This is a genomic window from Acetobacter musti (assembly GCF_011516835.1).
In the GTDB taxonomy this organism is placed as follows: domain Bacteria; phylum Pseudomonadota; class Alphaproteobacteria; order Acetobacterales; family Acetobacteraceae; genus Acetobacter; species Acetobacter musti.
In genome coordinates, this window is the sequence record NZ_WOTB01000049.1 from 1 (window position 1) to 16,140 (window position 16,140).

General features: G+C 62.6%; 14 protein-coding genes and 2 pseudogenes. 7 read left to right on the forward strand and 9 right to left on the reverse strand.

Annotated features, from left to right (window positions below; translation table 11 throughout):
• Positions 1–98: 98 nt before the first annotated feature.
• From GOB93_RS21775 to hisB, 7 genes and pseudogenes are all read right to left on the reverse strand, one after another.
• Positions 99–194 (reverse strand): annotated as a pseudogene (locus GOB93_RS21775) (histidine triad nucleotide-binding protein); the annotation flags it as partial.
• Positions 195–346: 152 nt separating this feature from the next.
• A complete protein-coding gene (locus GOB93_RS22160) occupies positions 347–715 on the reverse strand; it encodes a phosphoribosyl-ATP diphosphatase (protein ID WP_408742422.1) in 369 nt (122 codons plus the stop codon).
• A gap of 215 nt (positions 716–930) precedes the next feature.
• Complete coding sequence (gene hisF, locus GOB93_RS19345) at positions 931–1,692, reverse strand: imidazole glycerol phosphate synthase subunit HisF (RefSeq protein ID WP_173585057.1); 762 nt, start codon at positions 1,690–1,692, stop codon at positions 931–933.
• Positions 1,692–3,059, reverse strand: coding sequence for a 1-(5-phosphoribosyl)-5-[(5-phosphoribosylamino)methylideneamino]imidazole-4-carboxamide isomerase (hisA, locus tag GOB93_RS19350; protein ID WP_242010936.1), 1,368 nt, complete (start codon positions 3,057–3,059; stop codon positions 1,692–1,694). The genes hisF and hisA overlap by 1 nt, the downstream gene beginning before the upstream one ends.
• Positions 3,056–3,763 (reverse strand): imidazole glycerol phosphate synthase subunit HisH, encoded by a 708-nt coding sequence (gene hisH / locus GOB93_RS19355; protein ID WP_173585058.1) that lies wholly within the window; start codon positions 3,761–3,763, stop codon positions 3,056–3,058. The genes hisA and hisH overlap by 4 nt, the downstream gene beginning before the upstream one ends.
• The gene (locus GOB93_RS19360) at positions 3,760–4,230 is read right to left on the reverse strand and encodes a hypothetical protein (RefSeq protein ID WP_173585059.1); all 471 of its coding nucleotides are present in this window, start codon (positions 4,228–4,230) and stop codon (positions 3,760–3,762) included. The genes hisH and GOB93_RS19360 overlap by 4 nt, the downstream gene beginning before the upstream one ends.
• Complete coding sequence (gene hisB / locus GOB93_RS19365) at positions 4,227–4,823, reverse strand: imidazoleglycerol-phosphate dehydratase HisB (RefSeq protein WP_173585060.1); 597 nt, start codon at positions 4,821–4,823, stop codon at positions 4,227–4,229. Before hisB ends, GOB93_RS19360 begins: the two co-directional genes overlap by 4 nt.
• Positions 4,824–5,091: 268 nt before the next feature.
• On the opposite strand from hisB, the gene GOB93_RS19370 reads away from it, so the two are divergent.
• The gene (locus GOB93_RS19370; RefSeq protein ID WP_173585061.1) at positions 5,092–6,372 is read left to right on the forward strand and encodes an N-succinylarginine dihydrolase; all 1,281 of its coding nucleotides are present in this window, start codon (positions 5,092–5,094) and stop codon (positions 6,370–6,372) included.
• Positions 6,372–7,463, forward strand: a complete 1,092-nt coding sequence (locus GOB93_RS19375) for an arginine N-succinyltransferase (RefSeq protein WP_173585062.1) — start codon at positions 6,372–6,374, stop codon at positions 7,461–7,463. Before GOB93_RS19370 ends, GOB93_RS19375 begins: the two co-directional genes overlap by 1 nt.
• A 21-nt stretch (positions 7,464–7,484) precedes the next feature.
• On the opposite strand, the pseudogene GOB93_RS19380 reads toward GOB93_RS19375, so the two are convergent.
• Both GOB93_RS19380 and GOB93_RS19385 read right to left on the reverse strand, forming a co-directional pair.
• Positions 7,485–9,875, reverse strand: a pseudogene (locus tag GOB93_RS19380) (putative bifunctional diguanylate cyclase/phosphodiesterase).
• A gap of 211 nt (positions 9,876–10,086) precedes the next feature.
• Positions 10,087–11,202, reverse strand: coding sequence for an S-(hydroxymethyl)glutathione dehydrogenase/class III alcohol dehydrogenase (locus GOB93_RS19385; protein WP_173585063.1), 1,116 nt, complete (start codon positions 11,200–11,202; stop codon positions 10,087–10,089).
• 281 nt (positions 11,203–11,483) lie between these two features.
• Here GOB93_RS19385 and GOB93_RS19390 point away from each other — a divergent pair, with 281 nt between their 5' ends.
• From GOB93_RS19390 to GOB93_RS19410, 5 genes are all read left to right on the forward strand, one after another.
• Positions 11,484–12,170 (forward strand): 2OG-Fe(II) oxygenase, encoded by a 687-nt coding sequence (locus GOB93_RS19390; protein ID WP_173585064.1) that lies wholly within the window; start codon positions 11,484–11,486, stop codon positions 12,168–12,170.
• Between the two features lie 71 nt (positions 12,171–12,241).
• On the forward strand, positions 12,242–13,873 hold the full coding sequence (locus GOB93_RS19395; RefSeq protein WP_173585065.1) for an electron transfer flavoprotein-ubiquinone oxidoreductase: 1,632 nt from the start codon (positions 12,242–12,244) through the stop codon (positions 13,871–13,873).
• A gap of 113 nt (positions 13,874–13,986) precedes the next feature.
• A complete protein-coding gene (locus tag GOB93_RS19400; RefSeq protein ID WP_173585066.1) occupies positions 13,987–14,736 on the forward strand; it encodes an electron transfer flavoprotein subunit beta/FixA family protein in 750 nt (249 codons plus the stop codon).
• 2 nt (positions 14,737–14,738) lie between these two features.
• Positions 14,739–15,674 carry an FAD-binding protein gene (locus GOB93_RS19405; protein WP_173585067.1) on the forward strand — a complete coding sequence of 312 codons (936 nt, stop codon included), beginning with the start codon at positions 14,739–14,741 and terminating at the stop codon, positions 15,672–15,674.
• Positions 15,675–15,686: 12 nt separating this feature from the next.
• Positions 15,687–15,959, forward strand: coding sequence for a hypothetical protein (locus GOB93_RS19410; protein ID WP_173585068.1), 273 nt, complete (start codon positions 15,687–15,689; stop codon positions 15,957–15,959).
• Positions 15,960–16,140 lie beyond the last annotated feature (181 nt).

The following is a 16,140-nucleotide window of genomic DNA, read 5'->3' on the forward strand; positions in this document are numbered from 1 at the left end:
TCTGTCTGCATCGGGTTCGTTTATTGCTTATGAAAAATTCTTTTGTGCAAAACAGACTTTTTCATAATCTAACCCGATGTACAACCCTTCTGTGAGATTTCCGCGTCGAAGACTTTTTTACAGGGGATTTCTCCGCGCAGGATTTTCGCGAAGATATTTTCGGGATCGTATGGACCGACGCCGCTGACTGCCATGGTGTTCTCCTGACGTGCTGTTCCCTCAGGGCTCTGCCCTGAAAGCCGGCAAGGATCGCCGGTCTTTGCGAATCTTTCTGTTATACAGGGCAGGAAGATAGGCTTCCTGCCAGAACCGGGGAGAGTCCGGAAGTTCCTGTCTCCTTCGGATCTTATCCCCGCGGGCGCGAGGCTTTCTCGGCGATGCCGCTGATCCCCTCGCGACGTTCGAGTTCGGCCCAGACCTGATCGGGTGTGACGCCGGCATCGACCCACAGGACGATCAGATGATAGAGCACGTCCGCGCTCTCTCCGACCAGTTCATGCTGGCGCCCCGCCACGGCTTCGATGAGACATTCGACCGCCTCTTCGCCGAATTTCTGCGCGATCTTGCCTGTGCCACGGGACAGCAGGCGGGCGGAATGACTGATCGACGGGTCTGTTCCGCGCCGGCTCTCCACAACACGGAACAGGCGATCGAGAACAGACGCATCCACGGCCATGGTCCCGGCGGCCTCAGGCGTGACGGACGGTGTCACCACACCTTTCCCGCCGGTCACTTTCGGGGCGATCTCTTTCGCTGCTTTCTTTGCTTTTTCAGCTGCCTTGCCGCGGACGGGTTTATCCGCTGCGGCCTTTTTCGCGACTGCGTGGCCGCCTTTTTTTCCCGGAGCAACAGAAGTCGTTTTCTTGACAGATATCTTGGGCATGATTGATCCGGTTACAGACGGAATAACGAGCGGAATAACAGAAACCTTCAGGCGAACGGACGCACCGGCAACCCTGCGGCGGCCAGCGCCTGCCGGACCTCCGGCACGGTAAACTGTCCGAAGTGAAACACGCTGGCCGCGAGAAGGCCAGTCGCCCCGGCCCGCGCCCCTTCCACGAAATGCTCAAGCGTCCCGACACCGCCGGATGCGACAACGGGCAGCCGGACGGCGGCATTAACGGCGCGCAGGAGATCGAGATCGAAGCCCGACCGTGTTCCGTCCCGATCCATGGAGGTCAGCAGAATCTCGCCGGCGCCCCGGGCCGCCACATCTTTGCACCACGCGATGACATCCATGCCGGTCGGCGTCCGGCCGCCATGCGTGAATACTTCCCAGCCGCCTTTGCCGTCAGAACGCGCATCGACACCCACGACAACGCACTGGCTGCCGAATTTACCGGCCGCTTCGTTCACCAGTTCCGGCCTTTTCACCGCCGCGGAATTCATCGCGCATTTATCGGCGCCGGCGAGAAGCAGACGCCGCATATCGGCCGTCGTGCGCACGCCGCCACCGACGGTCAGTGGGAGGAAAACCCGCTCGGCCGTGCGGCTGACGACATCCAGAATGGTGTCGCGGTTTTCATGGCTGGCGGTGATATCGAGAAATGTCAGCTCATCCGCACCGGCCGCGTCATAGATCGCGGCCTGCTCGACCGGATCGCCGGCGTCCCGGAGCGAGACGAAGTTGACACCCTTCACGACGCGCCCGTTTTTCACATCCAGACAGGGGATGACCCGAAGTTTCAGCATCAGGCGAGAATCCTGAGCGCTTCGGCGGGAGAGATCCGTCCGTCATAAAGCGCGCGCCCGACGACGACGCCCTCGATTCCCGGCGCCTCCTCCGCGACGCGCTTCAGTGCGGCCAGATGCCCGGACGAGCCGACGCCGCCACTTGCGATGACCGGCACGGAAACCGTGTTCGCAAGCTGCGCGGTCTGCTCCAGATCGAGGCCTTCGAGCATCCCGTCACGGGTGATCTCGGTGAAGATGATCGCCGCCACGCCCGCATCCTGCATCCGCAGGCCGAGTTCGGTAGCCTGCATGTCGGACACCTCGGCCCAGCCTTCGGTCGCCACCCGCCCCTGTCTTGCATCGATCCCGGCGACAATCCGGCCCGGAAAAGCCTGACAGGCTTCCCGCACCAGGTCCGGATTTTTCACCGCGACCGAGCCGAGGATCACCCGCGTCACACCGGCCTCCAGCCAGGCCGCGATTCCGTCCATGTCCCGCAGACCGCCACCCAGCTGCACCGGAACTGTTGCGTTCGCGACGATCTGGCGAACCGCGTCGGTATTGGCCGAGCGGCCCGCGAAAGCGCCGTTGAGATCGACCACATGAAGCCAGCGGAAGCCCGCCTCGCACCAGGCGCGGGCCTGGGCGCCCGGATCGTTCGAATAGACGGTGGCGTCGTCCATCTCGCCCCGGCGCAGCCTTACACAGGCTCCGTCCTTGAGGTCGATCGCGGGATAGAGCGTCAGGGATCTGGGTGTCATGGAGTCCGGATTTCCAGTATCGGGGCGGGGGGACGGAGCCGCATAATGCGTGAGGCGGCTCTGCTCCTGCAGGCGTTTGACGAAATACAGGCCACGGCAGATGCGGCTGTCCACGAGCGCATAGACCGGATGCGTGCCCCACTGCTCGAAACCCCGGCTCCGGAACAGCGCGATCGCCGCGACCTGGCTTTCGCGGACATCGAGATTGAGGAACTGATATCCCATGGCGCGGGCGCACTGCACGATCTCGTCTAGCAGCAACCCCCCGAGACCGAGCCGGCGCGCATAGGGCGCGACGTGAAAATGCATCAGGCCGGCGCCCATTGCCTGGGCTTCATTGTTCCGAGGCGGACGGACCAGCTGCGCGGAGCCGACGATCGTGCCGTTCTGCCGCACGACGAACAGGGATCGCTCCGGCACGAGCATGACGCCGCGGAAATAGCGCTCCAGCACGGTGCGCCCCTGCGGCTTCACCCATCCGAAACCGCCACCGTCGAGAATGGCGGCGTCGGTCGCCTCGCAAAGCGCGTGGTAATCATCCTCGGTGAGGGACTGCGCGCGTTCGGCAACCAGATCGCCGGCCCCCTCCGCGCCGGCCATGGTTCCGTTCATGTCCCCGTTCATGTCATCGTCCCCGTCTTATCCGGAGCCTCTGCCTTACCGGGCACCCAGCGGAGGAAATTTCCAAGGATGCGGAGACCGACAGACTGACTTTTTTCGACGTGAAACTGCGTGCCCGCCTGGTTGCCGTTCACCACGATCGCCGGTACCGCGCCACCGTAATCCGTGGTCGCCAGAACTTCCTCCGGGTTCGCGCCGGATAATGCGTAGGAATGGACGAAATATCCGTGCGGATGCGGACCCAGCCCTTCTGTCAGCGGATGCGGGCGTGAGAAGACCAGCTCGTTCCATCCCATCTGCGGCAGACGCAGCCCGGGCGCTTCCATCGGGGCGATTTCACCCGCAACCCAGCCGAAGCCCGGCGTCACGCCATGTTCCAGCCCCCGTTCGGCCATGAGCTGCATTCCGACGCAGATCCCGAGAAACGGGGTTCCGCCGGAAACGGCCGTGTCGATGGCCTCGCGCAGCCCCGGCACGGCTGCAAGACCGCGCGCGCAGTCGGCAAACGCGCCCTGCCCCGGCAGCACCAGACGATCCGCGGCGAGAACGGCGGCGGGATCGTTCGTGATCGTGACGGAGACCGGGAGATCTTCCAGTTCCGCCGCGCGCACCAGCGCCCGTGCGGCGGAGGCCAGATTGCCGCCGTCATAATCGATGACGACGACCGACTGCGCGGCTGTGGCTGACTGTGACGCGGTCCCGCTCACAGCGCGGCTCCCGCAGCCGGGCGGCCGAAGGCAATGGCGAACGGGTCCGGAACGCCACCGTCAGGGCCAGATCCGCCTCCGGACATCGGACCACCGTTCAGCGCGACCCGATCCATATAACGCAGCAGCGCGGCGTCAGCGTCCGGACCGGCGACGACGCCGTCGGGAACATATCCGTGCAGTTGCAGCTCCCATCCGATCAGTTCATGACTGAAGACGGCCAGCGCGAAACGACCGCTCAGAATAACCGGCAGCCAGAGCCAGGTTCCTGACAGAAGCGCAAGCCCGAGAATCAGCGCCGCGCCCGCCAGCATTCCCGCGATGCGCGCGCCCAGAATGGCGAGCCCGACCCAGCCCAGCAGCAGAACCAGCCACGCCGTGCGCTGCGGCACCATCACCGGCAGTCCGTCTTTCCGCTTCCGCCGGGGCGTCGCCGGTCCCGGCAGCCAGACAGAATAGATCTTCACAGCACCCCCTTCGTCGACGGAATCGCGCCGGCGGCTCTGGGATCATATTCCACAGCCATGCGCAGCGCGCGCGCCGTCGCCTTGAACGCGCTTTCAGCAATGTGGTGGCAATTCCGTCCGGATTTTTGTGTGACATGAAGTGTCATCATCCCGGCCATGGCGAATGCCCGGAAGAATTCCTCGAACAGTTCCGTGTCCACTTCCCCGACCTGCGGCGCCGGAAAAGCGACTGACCAGGCAAGAAACGGCCGGCCCGAGAGATCGACGACCACCTCGGCGAGCGCCTCGTCCAGCGGCACGAGGGCTGAACCGAACCGCCGCACCCCGCGCTTGTCGCCCAGAGCGCGCGCCACTGCCTGACCGAGCGCGATGCCGGTGTCCTCGACCGTATGATGAAAATCGATATGGAGATCGCCTTTCGCGACGATGTCGAGATCGAGCATGCCGTGCTTCGCCAGCGCGGACAGCATGTGGTCGAAGAAACCGATCCCCGTGTCGATGGACGCGGCTCCGGTTCCGTCGAGATTGACGGTGACACTGATGTCGGTCTCGCCAGTGACCCGTTGCAATGAGGCGATGCGCGGTTCGTTCATGCGGTGACTTTTACAGGATGAGCGCGGACAGCGCCATCGGGGCGGCCTTAATTCATCCGGGTGGCACAGTTGTTGCGCGGTCGTTGCGTGGGGGGCGCGCCGGCAGCACGGGTCCGGGGTCCCGCTTCATAAGCATGAGTTCCGGGAGCGTCCCGGTCGTGCGTCCCGCCGCACTCTCCTGTATGGACATGACTGCCAGAGTTCACTGCCAAGGTTCACTGCTAAAGTTCCCAGTCGCCCGACGCGGCATGACGCAGCCGGAGATCCCATGCGCGAAATCAACTTCGACGGTCTGGTCGGACCCAGCCACAACTATGCGGGCCTGTCTTTCGGCAACCGGGCGTCGGCAGGCCATGCCGGCGAAATCTCACGTCCCCGCGCCGCCGCGATTCAGGGCCTGGGCAAGATGCGCCGCATGATGGAACTCGGACTGCGCCAGGGTATTCTGCTGCCCCATGAGCGCCCGCTGACCGGCTGGCTCCGCCGCTTCGGATTCACCGGTCCGGATGACGCGGTCTGCGCCGCGGCATGGCGCAATGAGCCCGGCCTTCTGCGCGCGGCGCTCTCCGCCTCGCCGATGTGGACCGCCAACGCCGCCACCGTGTCCCCGGCCCCGGACACGGCGGACGGACGCTGTCATCTCTCGACGGCCAATCTGTCCAGCATGCTGCATCGCAGCCTCGAAGCGCCGGAAACAACCCGCCAGCTCGGCCTGCTCTTTGCCAGCACGGATCATTTCGCGCTTCATCCCGCCCTGCCGCATGGAACCGGTGACGAGGGCGCGGCCAACGCCATGCGGCTCTGCGCGCATCACGGCGCGCCCGGTCTTGAGATTTTCGTCTGGGGCGAGACGCGGCCGGGCGGTTTCCCGGCCCGCCAGTCCCGTGTCGCCAGCGCCGCCATCGCGCGGCGGCATGGTCTCGATCCTGCCCGCACGCTGCTGGCGCAGCAAAGTGACGCCGCCATTCAGGCCGGCGCATTTCATAACGATGTGGTCGCTGTCGCCAACGAATCCGTACTGCTCGTTCACGAGCAGGCCTTCGCCGATCAGCAGCAGGTCTACGATGCCATTCTCCGGCATGTGCCGGAGGCGACGATCCTCGAAGTTCCGGCGGCGCAGATCAGTCTCGAAGATGCTGTCCGCAGTTATCTGTTCAACGCCCAGCTCGTTACGCTTCCGGAGGGCGGCATGGTGCTGATCGTTCCCGACGAATGCAGAAAGAATGGCGCTGTCGCGGCGTGGCTGACGGCCATGACCGGCGGGAATGGCCCGGTCCGGCGGGTCGAGAGCCTGAATTTGCGGGAATCAATGCAGAATGGCGGTGGTCCGGCCTGCCTGCGCCTGCGTGTTGTTGTCGACGAGGCCGCCGAAGCCGCCCTCGATCGCCGCTTTCTGCTCGATACGGCGCGCCTCGACGGGCTTGCCGCCCTGATCGACGATCGCTGGCCCGAGCGCATCGCGCCGGACGATCTCGGACATGCCGATCTGTGGGCGGACTGTCGCGCGGCCCGTCAGACTCTTCTCGGTTTTCTGGGATTCACGGAGTGATGAACAAGGATGTTTCCGTCTCTGAAACGGCGAACAGTCTCTCTTCCGGTCTTACTGAACAGGGCCCCGACCCGTGGATCGTCCGGCCTGCGCGGCCGGATGATCTGGATCGGCTGTATGATCTCGCCGCCCATACGGGCGGCGGTCTCCTCAATCTGCCCTGGGATCGGGACGCACTGAGAAAACGCCTGGAGTGGACAGAAACTTCCTTTGCCCGCGACATCAGCGCGCCTGAAAACGAACTCTATCTCCTCGTCCTGGAAAACAGCCGTGACGGCACTGTCGCCGGGTCCGCCTGCATTTTTTCCCGTATCGGAACGCCCTGGCCGTTCTACAGCTACAAGATCGCGACGCATACGCATGTGTCACGCGAACTGGGCCGGACATTCCAGACCCGTCTTCTGCATCTCGTCAACGATTTCGACGGCGCCTCGGAAGTTGGCGGACTGTTCCTGCATCCCGATTATCGCACCGGCGGCCTCGGTTCGCTGCTCGCCCGCAGCCGTTATCTGTTTATCGCCCGTCACCGCGCCCGCTTTGCGGATCGGATCATCGCCGATCTGCGTGGCTATGTCGGACCGGAAGGCCCTCCTTTCTGGAACGCGGTCGGACGCATCTTCTTCGGACGGGAGTTTGCAGAAGCTGACCACTACAATGCACTGCATGGAAATCAGTTTATCGCTGATCTGATGCCACGATATCCGGTCTATATCGATCTGCTGCCCGAAGCCGCCAGGGCAGCGATCGGCCACACGCATGATCTCGCCGCGCCGGCCCGGAAGATGCTGGAAGAAGAAGGGTTCGCCTTTGACGGCTATATCGACATTTTCGATGGCGGACCGACGCTCTCAGCGCTGACAGACAATCTGCGCACCCTGCGCCAGAGCCGTCGCGGCCTTCTTACCGAATGCGGGCCGGATCCGGTTTCCGCCGGCGTGCGTGACGGAAGGGCGCTGGTCGCCGCCGGACAGCTGGAGGCATTCCGCACATGGCGAGACCGCGTCACGGAGACTCAGCACGGCGTCACATTACAGAACAGAACAGACATGCCTGCGGAAACAGACGTGCTGTATCTTCTCTCCAGCAGGTAGAATCGACGCTGCGTCGGCGCGCTATGTCGGCGCCACCTCGCGGACGGCGTCGGCCATACGGGAGGCCTCCGTTTCCGGCATCGGACGACCCAGCAGGAAACCCTGCATTTCGTCACAGCCATGCCCTTTCAGCAGCGACAGCTGTGCTCCCGTTTCGATCCCTTCCGCCGTGACGCGAAGTCTGAGTTTATGACTCATGGCGATGATCGATTCGACAATCGTCCATGCATTCGCATCGTTCGTGATCTTGTTGATAAAGCTGCGATCCACCTTCACCTTGTCGAAGGGGAAATTGTGAAGATAGGCGAGGCTGGAATATCCTGTTCCGAAATCGTCCAGCGCCACACGCACGCCACGCTCGTGCAGGCTTTTCACGAGAGCCAGCGCCTTCGCAGTGTCCTCCACCAGCAGGCTTTCCGTCACTTCCAGCTCAAGGCGCGCAGGCTCAAGACCGGTCTCGTCGAGAACTTTACTGACCATCCCGACAAGATCGACACGCTGGAACTAAATAGGCGACAGGTTCACGGCAATGCTGATGTCAGGACGCCAGGCAGCGGCGACCGTGCATGCCGTCCGCAGAACCCACTCGCCAAGAGGAATGATCAGTCCGGTCTCCTCCGCCAGCGGAATAAACCGGTCGGGCGGGATCATTCCCCGCGTCGGATGCGGCCAGCGCGCCAGAGCCTCGAATGCCGTGATTTTACCGGCGCTGTCGAAGAGCGGCTGATAATGAATCGTCAGTTCATTCCGGGTCAGGGCACGACGCAGATCCACCTCCAGATCGTGCCGTTCCCGAAGATCGACATCCATTCCGGCAGCGAACTCGCAGACCTGGCCCTTGCCGTTCAGTTTCGCCTGATACATTGCGATATCGGCGCATTTCAGAAGCATCTGTGCGTTATCGCCATCGCGGGGACAGACGGCGACCCCGATGCTCACGCCGACATACGCGTCATGCCCGCTGAGCCTGAACGGCTTCCAGAGACATGCGATCAGGCGTTTCGCCAGCTGCACCGGGTCATTTTTCGATCCGATGGTCCGCAGGATGATGATGAATTCATCGCCCCCCAGACGGGCGAGATAATCGGCGTCTCTCAGCTGCCCCTGAAACCGGGCGGCGACCTCCCTGAGCAGAATATCTCCCGCGTGATGGCCCAGCGTATCGTTGACGGCCTTGAACCCGTCGAGATCAAGTCCGAGGATTGCCGATTCACACCCGGCCTTGCGGGAACTCTCGATCACCTGGGTCAGCACGATTTCCAGGCCGCGTCTGTTCGGCAGCGACGTCAGCGAATCATGCAGGGCGAGGTAACGGATATGCTCTTCCGCCGCCTTGCGCTCCGTAATGTCACGCACGGCCAGCACAATCGCCCCGCGACCATCGACATAGGGCATCTCGCGAGACAGGATCTCAACTGGAATCCGCCGCTGTCCCGGTCCCAGCAGATCACGCTGCTCCGGCGCGAACGATCCTGACGGGGACGTCGTTCCGCCGCACAGCGCCTGTCCGGACGGAGGTGTCACAAACAGGGACAACATGTCACGATGTCTGAGCGTTGCCAGATCCAGCCCCGTCATCTCCTGAATGCGCTCATTGGCATCGATAATTTCAGAGCCCCGGCAGATCAGCAGACCCTCGAATGTGCCGTCGGCCAGATGTCTGATCCGGTCCCCTTCCCTCTGCTGAGCAATCGCGACACGGATATCGAGAAGTGACGCGATACAGACCAGAAAAACGATCGCAATGAATTCCGACAGAACAATAACACTGATCGGCGAGAACGACGCGCTGTCGGGCGTCCGGATTACCGACATCCACTCGGCGAAGGGCAGTACGGACCCCATGGAACCAAGCGGCAGAACGCCGAGAGTCAGCGCCAGCAGGACGCTCGCTGACAGCCGGGGGCGCGTCGCGGCGACGCTGCCAAGCTCCCAGAAGGCAAAACCGCAGAGCGTCGATCCGAGCACCATAACGCTCAGGACGGCTGACAGATCGTAAGCCAGCACAAACGGTTTCACGATCGAGACCAGGATCGTGAAGGCTGAAAAAGAGACGCCGAGCGCCAGGGCGCAGCCCGCGAGAATGACGGTCTTTATGCTCCGTCGCGGCCAGAGATAAAGCCAGGCCGAGACGCTGGCGGTGATCAGCGTCACCAGTGCGGCGACAGCGGTTGCCGGCCAGGGAATCTGTCCCTTCAGATACGGATAGCTGGACCAGAGTGTTTCAAAAAACGTTACGAGATCGGCGACCGTTATCGATACTCCGAAGAGCGCGACCCGTATATCCCGTCTGATCCTGCCGGCCGAAAGACACTGAATGGCCACGGTGCCGCACAGAAGCGCCAGCATCATGACGGTCAGATGCGACACAACGAGCTGGCCACTCAGCAGGAATGTAAACAGCCGCTCCATGCACCTGCTTCTCTCACGTGAAAATCGTGCGCGATCCTCACGCGCTGAAGAAGCAGTTAATCAGTCACACGTTAATGAGAGAATAAAGGACCGCAGGAGACCGCGCCTCCCGCAGGACTGCGGAGGGAACCCCGCCTGACCGGACCGGCGTCATTCAGCCGGGATCATTCGGGCGTCAGCGAACCGGCCGGTCCGCTGACGGACCGGAGAGTCAGTATTCGACGACGGTTCTGATGCTCTCACCCTTCGCCATCATGTCGAAGCCTTCGTTGATGCGCTCCAGCGGCAGTTTATGGGTGATGAGATCATCAATGTTGATCCTGTGCTCCATATACCAGTCGACGATTTTCGGAACATCCGTGCGGCCGCGTGCACCGCCGAAAGCGGAGCCGATCCAGCGGCGTCCGGTGACAAGCTGAAACGGCCGCGTGCTGATCTCCTGCCCGGCAGCCGCGACGCCGATGATGGTGGAAACGCCCCAGCCGCGATGGGCGCATTCCAGCGCCTGCCGCATCAGCGTGGTGTTGCCGATGCATTCGAACGTGTAGTCTGCGCCGCCGCCGGTCAGTTCGATGATGTGCCCGACCAGATCGCCATCCGGCCCAAGATCCTTCGGATTGACGAAATCCGTCATTCCGAATTTGCGGCCGATCTCCTCGCGGGCCGGGTTGATGTCCACGCCGATGATCCGGTCGGCCCCGACCATCTTCGCGCCCTGGATCACGTTCAGACCGATCCCGCCAAGGCCGAAGACGACGACGGTCGATCCGGGCTCGACCTTTGCCGTAAACAGCACGGCGCCAATGCCGGTGGTAACACCGCAGCCGATATAGCAGACCTTGTCGAACGGGGCGTCCTCACGGATTTTTGCCAGGGCGATCTCAGGCAGGACTGTGAAATTGGCAAAGGTCGAGCAGCCCATATAATGGTGGATGGGCTGGCCTTTAAACGAGAAACGCGATGTGCCGTCAGGCATCAGCCCCTTGCCCTGGGTGGAGCGGATGGCGGTGCAGAGATTGGTCTTGCGCGACAGGCAGGATTTACATTCCCGGCATTCCGGCGTGTACAGCGGAATAACGTGATCGCCGGGCTTCAGGTGCCGCACCCCCTTGCCGACCTCACGGACGATGCCGGCGCCCTCATGGCCGAGAATGGCCGGAAACAGGCCCTCCGGGTCCGCGCCGGACAGGGTGTATTTATCCGTGTGGCACAGGCCGGTCGCCATGATTTCGACAAGCACTTCGCCTTCATGCGGGCCTTCGAGCTGAACCGTCTCAATCTCAAGGGGTTTGCCGGCCTCAAACGCGACTGCCGCTCTTACATCCATGATAATACTCCTCCGGACGCCCGCCTCCGGTGACAGGCAGGGTCAATGATTATCGGATGTTATACCGGAATCGCACCGAACGCACAGATGGCGGGCGCGTTAACGTCCGGAATAAGACGCCTCGCCTTTCACAGGACGATTTGCTAGGACGTACGCCCCTGTCGCGGGCAAAGAGTGAATAAAAGTAAGATGCACGGGGAGAATCACCCTTGTGTGTACAAACCAGACCCGACCGGATGACCCATGCCGGAGCATGACCGCCGGCCGGGAAGGATGACGAGATGACAGAGACCACGCAGACCCGTCCGGGTGAGACCAGTGCCTGCGCAGCCGCCATTGAAAACTTTCGCAGGACGGTCGCAGCAGCCCGGGCATCGGATGTTCCGTTTCGTCACTGGACCCTGGACAACGTCATTCCCGGAGAGGCCTGTGAGGCGCTGGTCGCCTGGGAACCGGCGCAGGGATCGGTCGCGGGCGATACGGGAGGCAGGCGGGAGACGCGCAACGGTGCCAGGGTGTTTGTCGAGCCCGGCGCCCGGAATCGCGACCCCCGGCTGGATGTCATGGCGCGCATGTTCGACAGTCCGGAAGCGCGGGAAGCAATTACCGGCCTGTGCGGCACGTCACTGGAGCACACGGCGCTTCGCCTGGAGCTGAGCCTCGATACGGACGGGTTCTGGCTGGAGCCGCACACCGATATCGGCGCGAAGAAGCTGACGCTCCTGATCCCGCTTTCGGTCGCGCCGGACGCCGGACAGTGGGGCACGGATCTGATGAACGCGGAGGGCGAGTCCGTCGTCCGCAGTTCCGGCCGGTTCAATACGGGGACCCTGTTCGTCCCTGGTGACGACACATGGCACGGATTTGTCCGTCGCCCGATTGATGGCCTGCGTCGCGGGCTGATCGTCAATTTCGTTGATTCAACATGGCGCGCGACCCATGAGCTCGCATTCGGGCCTGCGCTCTGAGCGTATCCGAAACGCCATTCTGACTCTTTTCCACTTCCCTCATTCAGTTCTGTTTACGGAGAGCAAGCATTATGAGCGAACGCGAGGCGATGGATTTCGATGTCGTCATCGTGGGCGGCGGTCCGGCCGGTCTTGCCGCAGCGATCAGGCTGCGGCAGCTGCGGCCGGAGGCGACTGTCTGCCTGATTGAGAAAGGCAGCGAGATCGGCGCGCATATCGTATCGGGCGCCGTGATCGAGCCGCGGGCGCTTGATGAGCTGCTGCCGGACTGGCGCACGATGGACTCGCCGGTCAAAACGGCGGTCTCCGAGGAGGAAATGTATTTCCTCACGGAGACGAAGGGCTACAGGATTCCGGCGCTGGACCGGGTGATGCCGCATCTGGCGAATCACGGAAACTATGTCGTCAGCCTGGGCGAGGTCTGCCGCTGGCTGGCGGGTGTGGCCGAGGAAATGGGGGTAGAGATCTACCCCGGTTTCGCCGGAGCGGAGGTTCTGATCGAGAACAACCGCGTGGTCGGCGTGGCGACGGGCGATATGGGCATCACCCGTGACGGCGAGCATGGGCCGAACTATGCGCCGGGCATGGAGCTGCGGGGAAAATACACCCTGTTCGCGGAAGGATGCCGGGGGTCACTGACCAAGCGGGTGATGGCGCATTATGACCTTCGCAAGGGCGTCGACCCGCAGACCTATGGTCTCGGCATCAAGGAAGTCTGGGAGATTCCGCCGGAGAAGCACCGGCCCGGCCTGGTGATGCACAGCTTCGGCTGGCCGCTGGATGACCACACTTATGGCGGGTCATGGCTGTATCATTTCGGTGAGAACCTGGTGTCCTACGGTTTCGTGACCGGTCTGGATTACGAGAACACCTGGCTGTCGCCGTTCGATGAGATGCAGCGCACGAAGCTGCATCCGGTATTCCGGCCGCATTTCGAGGGCGGACGCCGGCTGATTTACGGCGCGCGGGCGCTGTCGGAAGGCGGACTGCAGTCGATTCCGCGGCTGACCTTCCCCGGCGGCGCGCTGATCGGGGATTCGGCAGGCTTCCTGAACACGCCGAAGATCAAGGGCACGCATACGGCGATGAAGTCCGGCATGCTGGCGGCCGAGGCCGTGGTGGAGGCTCTGGCGACGGAGCGGGTGGAACCGGGGTCTTTCACGCAGCGGGTGCGGAATTCCTGGCTGTATGAGGAACTGAAATCGGCCCGGAACATCCGGCCGGCCTTTGCCCGCTGGGGAATGAAGGCCGGAGCGCTCTATGCCGGCGTCGACGCGATGCTCCTGCGCGGCAGGGCTCCGTGGACGCTGCATTATCGTCACGCCGACAATGAGACGCTGCGCCCGGCCTCACTCTCCGAGCCGATCAGCTATCCGAAACCGGACGGGAAGATCACCTTCGACAAGCTGTCCTCAGTGTTCCTGTCGAACACCAATCATGCGGAAGACCAGCCGGTTCATCTGCATGTGGAGAACATGCCGCTGTGGAAGACGGTGAACTGGGATGTCTTTCGGGCGCCGGAGAGCCGGTACTGTCCTGCGGGGGTGTATGAGGTCGCCGATCAGGAAACCGATCCGCGTCTTGTGATCAACTCGCAGAACTGCGTGCACTGCAAGACCTGCGACATCAAAGACCCGGCGCAGAATATCGACTGGGTGACGCCGGAAGGCGGCGGCGGCCCGAATTACCCGGCCGGGATGTAAATTCCGGTCATCGTACGTTAAAGGCAACCCTCAATTCCGGTGGAACGATAACCGGGCGTGGAATTCCCCTTCCCCGCCCGCTCCCACCAGCAACGGGTAATGGCAGGAAGACCATGAAAATTCTCGTCCCGGTGAAGCGTGTCGTCGATTACAACATCAAGGTCCGGGTTAAGTCCGATGGAACCGGCGTTGAGACAGCGGGCCTCAAGATGTCGATGAACCCCTTTGACGAAATCGCCGTCGAGGAAGCGGTGCGGTTGCGGGAAAAAGGCGCGGCCACAGAAGTCGTCGCTGTTTCCATCGGCGTTCAGCAGGCGCAGGACACCCTGCGCACGGCGCTGGCCATGGGCGCGGACCGGGCCATTCTGGTGCTGACGGAAGAGAGCCCCGAGCCGCTGGCCGTGGCGAAGATTCTGAAGGTTCTGGTTGAGCGCGAAAAGCCGGAACTGGCTTTCCTCGGCAAGCAGGCCATTGATGACGACATGAACGCGACCGGGCAGATGCTGGCCGGTCTGCTGGGCTGGCCGCAGGGCACCTTCGCCAGCAAGGTGGAGATCGTGGATGGCCGCGCCGAAGTGACGCGCGAGATCGACGGCGGCAGCGAGACGGTTTCGCTGACGCTGCCGGCGATTGTGACGGCGGATCTGCGGCTGAACGAGCCGCGCTATGCGTCCCTGCCGAACATCATGAAGGCGAAGAAGAAGCCGCTGGAGACCCTGCAGGGGGCCGATCTGGGCGTGGATCTGACGCGCCGTCTGACGACGGTTTCCGTCGCCGAACCGCCGTCCCGCAAGGCCGGCGTGACGGTGAAATCCGTTGCCGAACTGGTTGAGAAACTGCGCAACGAAGCGAAGGTGATCTGATCATGACCGTTCTTGTTTTTGTCGAGACCGAGGCCGGTCAGGTTCGTCAGGCGTCCCGTTCCGCGATCGCGGCGGCGGAGAAGCTGGGCGATGTGCATGCGCTGGTCGTCGGTGACGCTGCGGCCAGTGAGGCGGCCGCCGCTGCCGCCGCGAAAGTGCCGGGCGTTGCGAAGGTTCTGAAAGCGGGCGCGGATGTACTCGCGCATGATCTGGCTGAACCGCTGGCGGACCTGATCGTCTCGCTGGCGGGGAATTATACGCACCTGCTGGCGGCGTCTTCCGCCATCGGGAAAAACGTGATGCCCCGCGTGGCGGCGCTGCTGGACGTGCAGCCGATCCCGGATGTGATGGCGATTGTCGATGCCGATACGTTTGTGCGCCCGATCTATGCGGGCAATGCGCTGGCGACGGTGAAATCCTCGGACGCAAAAAAGGTGCTGACGATCCGGGCGGCGAGCTTCGATCCGGCTCCGGCTGAAGGTGGTTCGGCCCCGGTCGAGGCGGTGAACGTGACCGTGCAGGACACGACGTCCCGCTTCGTTTCGCAGCACACTCCCACCAGCGACCGGCCTGAGCTGGAGTCCGCCAGGGTCATTGTTTCCGGCGGGCGCGGACTGCAGAGCGGCGAGAATTTCCACAAATATCTTGAGCCGCTGGCCGACAAGCTGGGTGCGGCGATCGGCGCATCCCGCGTGGCGGTCGATTCGGGCTATGTGCCGAATGACTGTCAGGTCGGGCAGACGGGCAAGATCGTGGCGCCGGAGCTCTACATTGCCGTCGGTATTTCCGGCGCGATTCAGCATCTGGCCGGCATGAAGGACAGCAAGGTCATTGTTGCGATCAACAAGGACCCTGAGGCGCCGATCGTGCAGGTTGCGGATTACAGTCTGATCGGCGACCTGTTCGAGATTGTGCCTGAACTGACTGCCGCGCTCTGAGACTCTGCGGACATGATGGCGCGCTGTTTCCCGTCCGGTGGCCGGGAACAGCGCGTTTTTGATTCGGGACGATATCGCCCGGATTGCTCACGGTATGTTCATGATGAAACAGATATTCAGATCGCAGACTCCTCACATTCGTCCGATATAAGCCTGATCGTCGTTCCCTTCTTTTCATATGAACTGAGGCTGTGCCACGCTGACGTAATTCTGATCATCGGCAGCAAACCGCTCATCGCCAGTGCGCAAAAGCGGGATATTTCAGAAACAAACTTTCTAACGTGAGCAAGTTGTGAATCGTTTAAGCGCGAACTGGCATAGGCAAGCGATTTATCCGGAACGCTCTGATGGCGGCCTACGGCGTGTGGGGATTCACATGAGGCTTGGGTTATGATTCAAGCTTCTGATGGAACGCTTTGTGCTGACGGACGCCCAATGGGCGCTGATTGAACCCCAATGCCTTGGC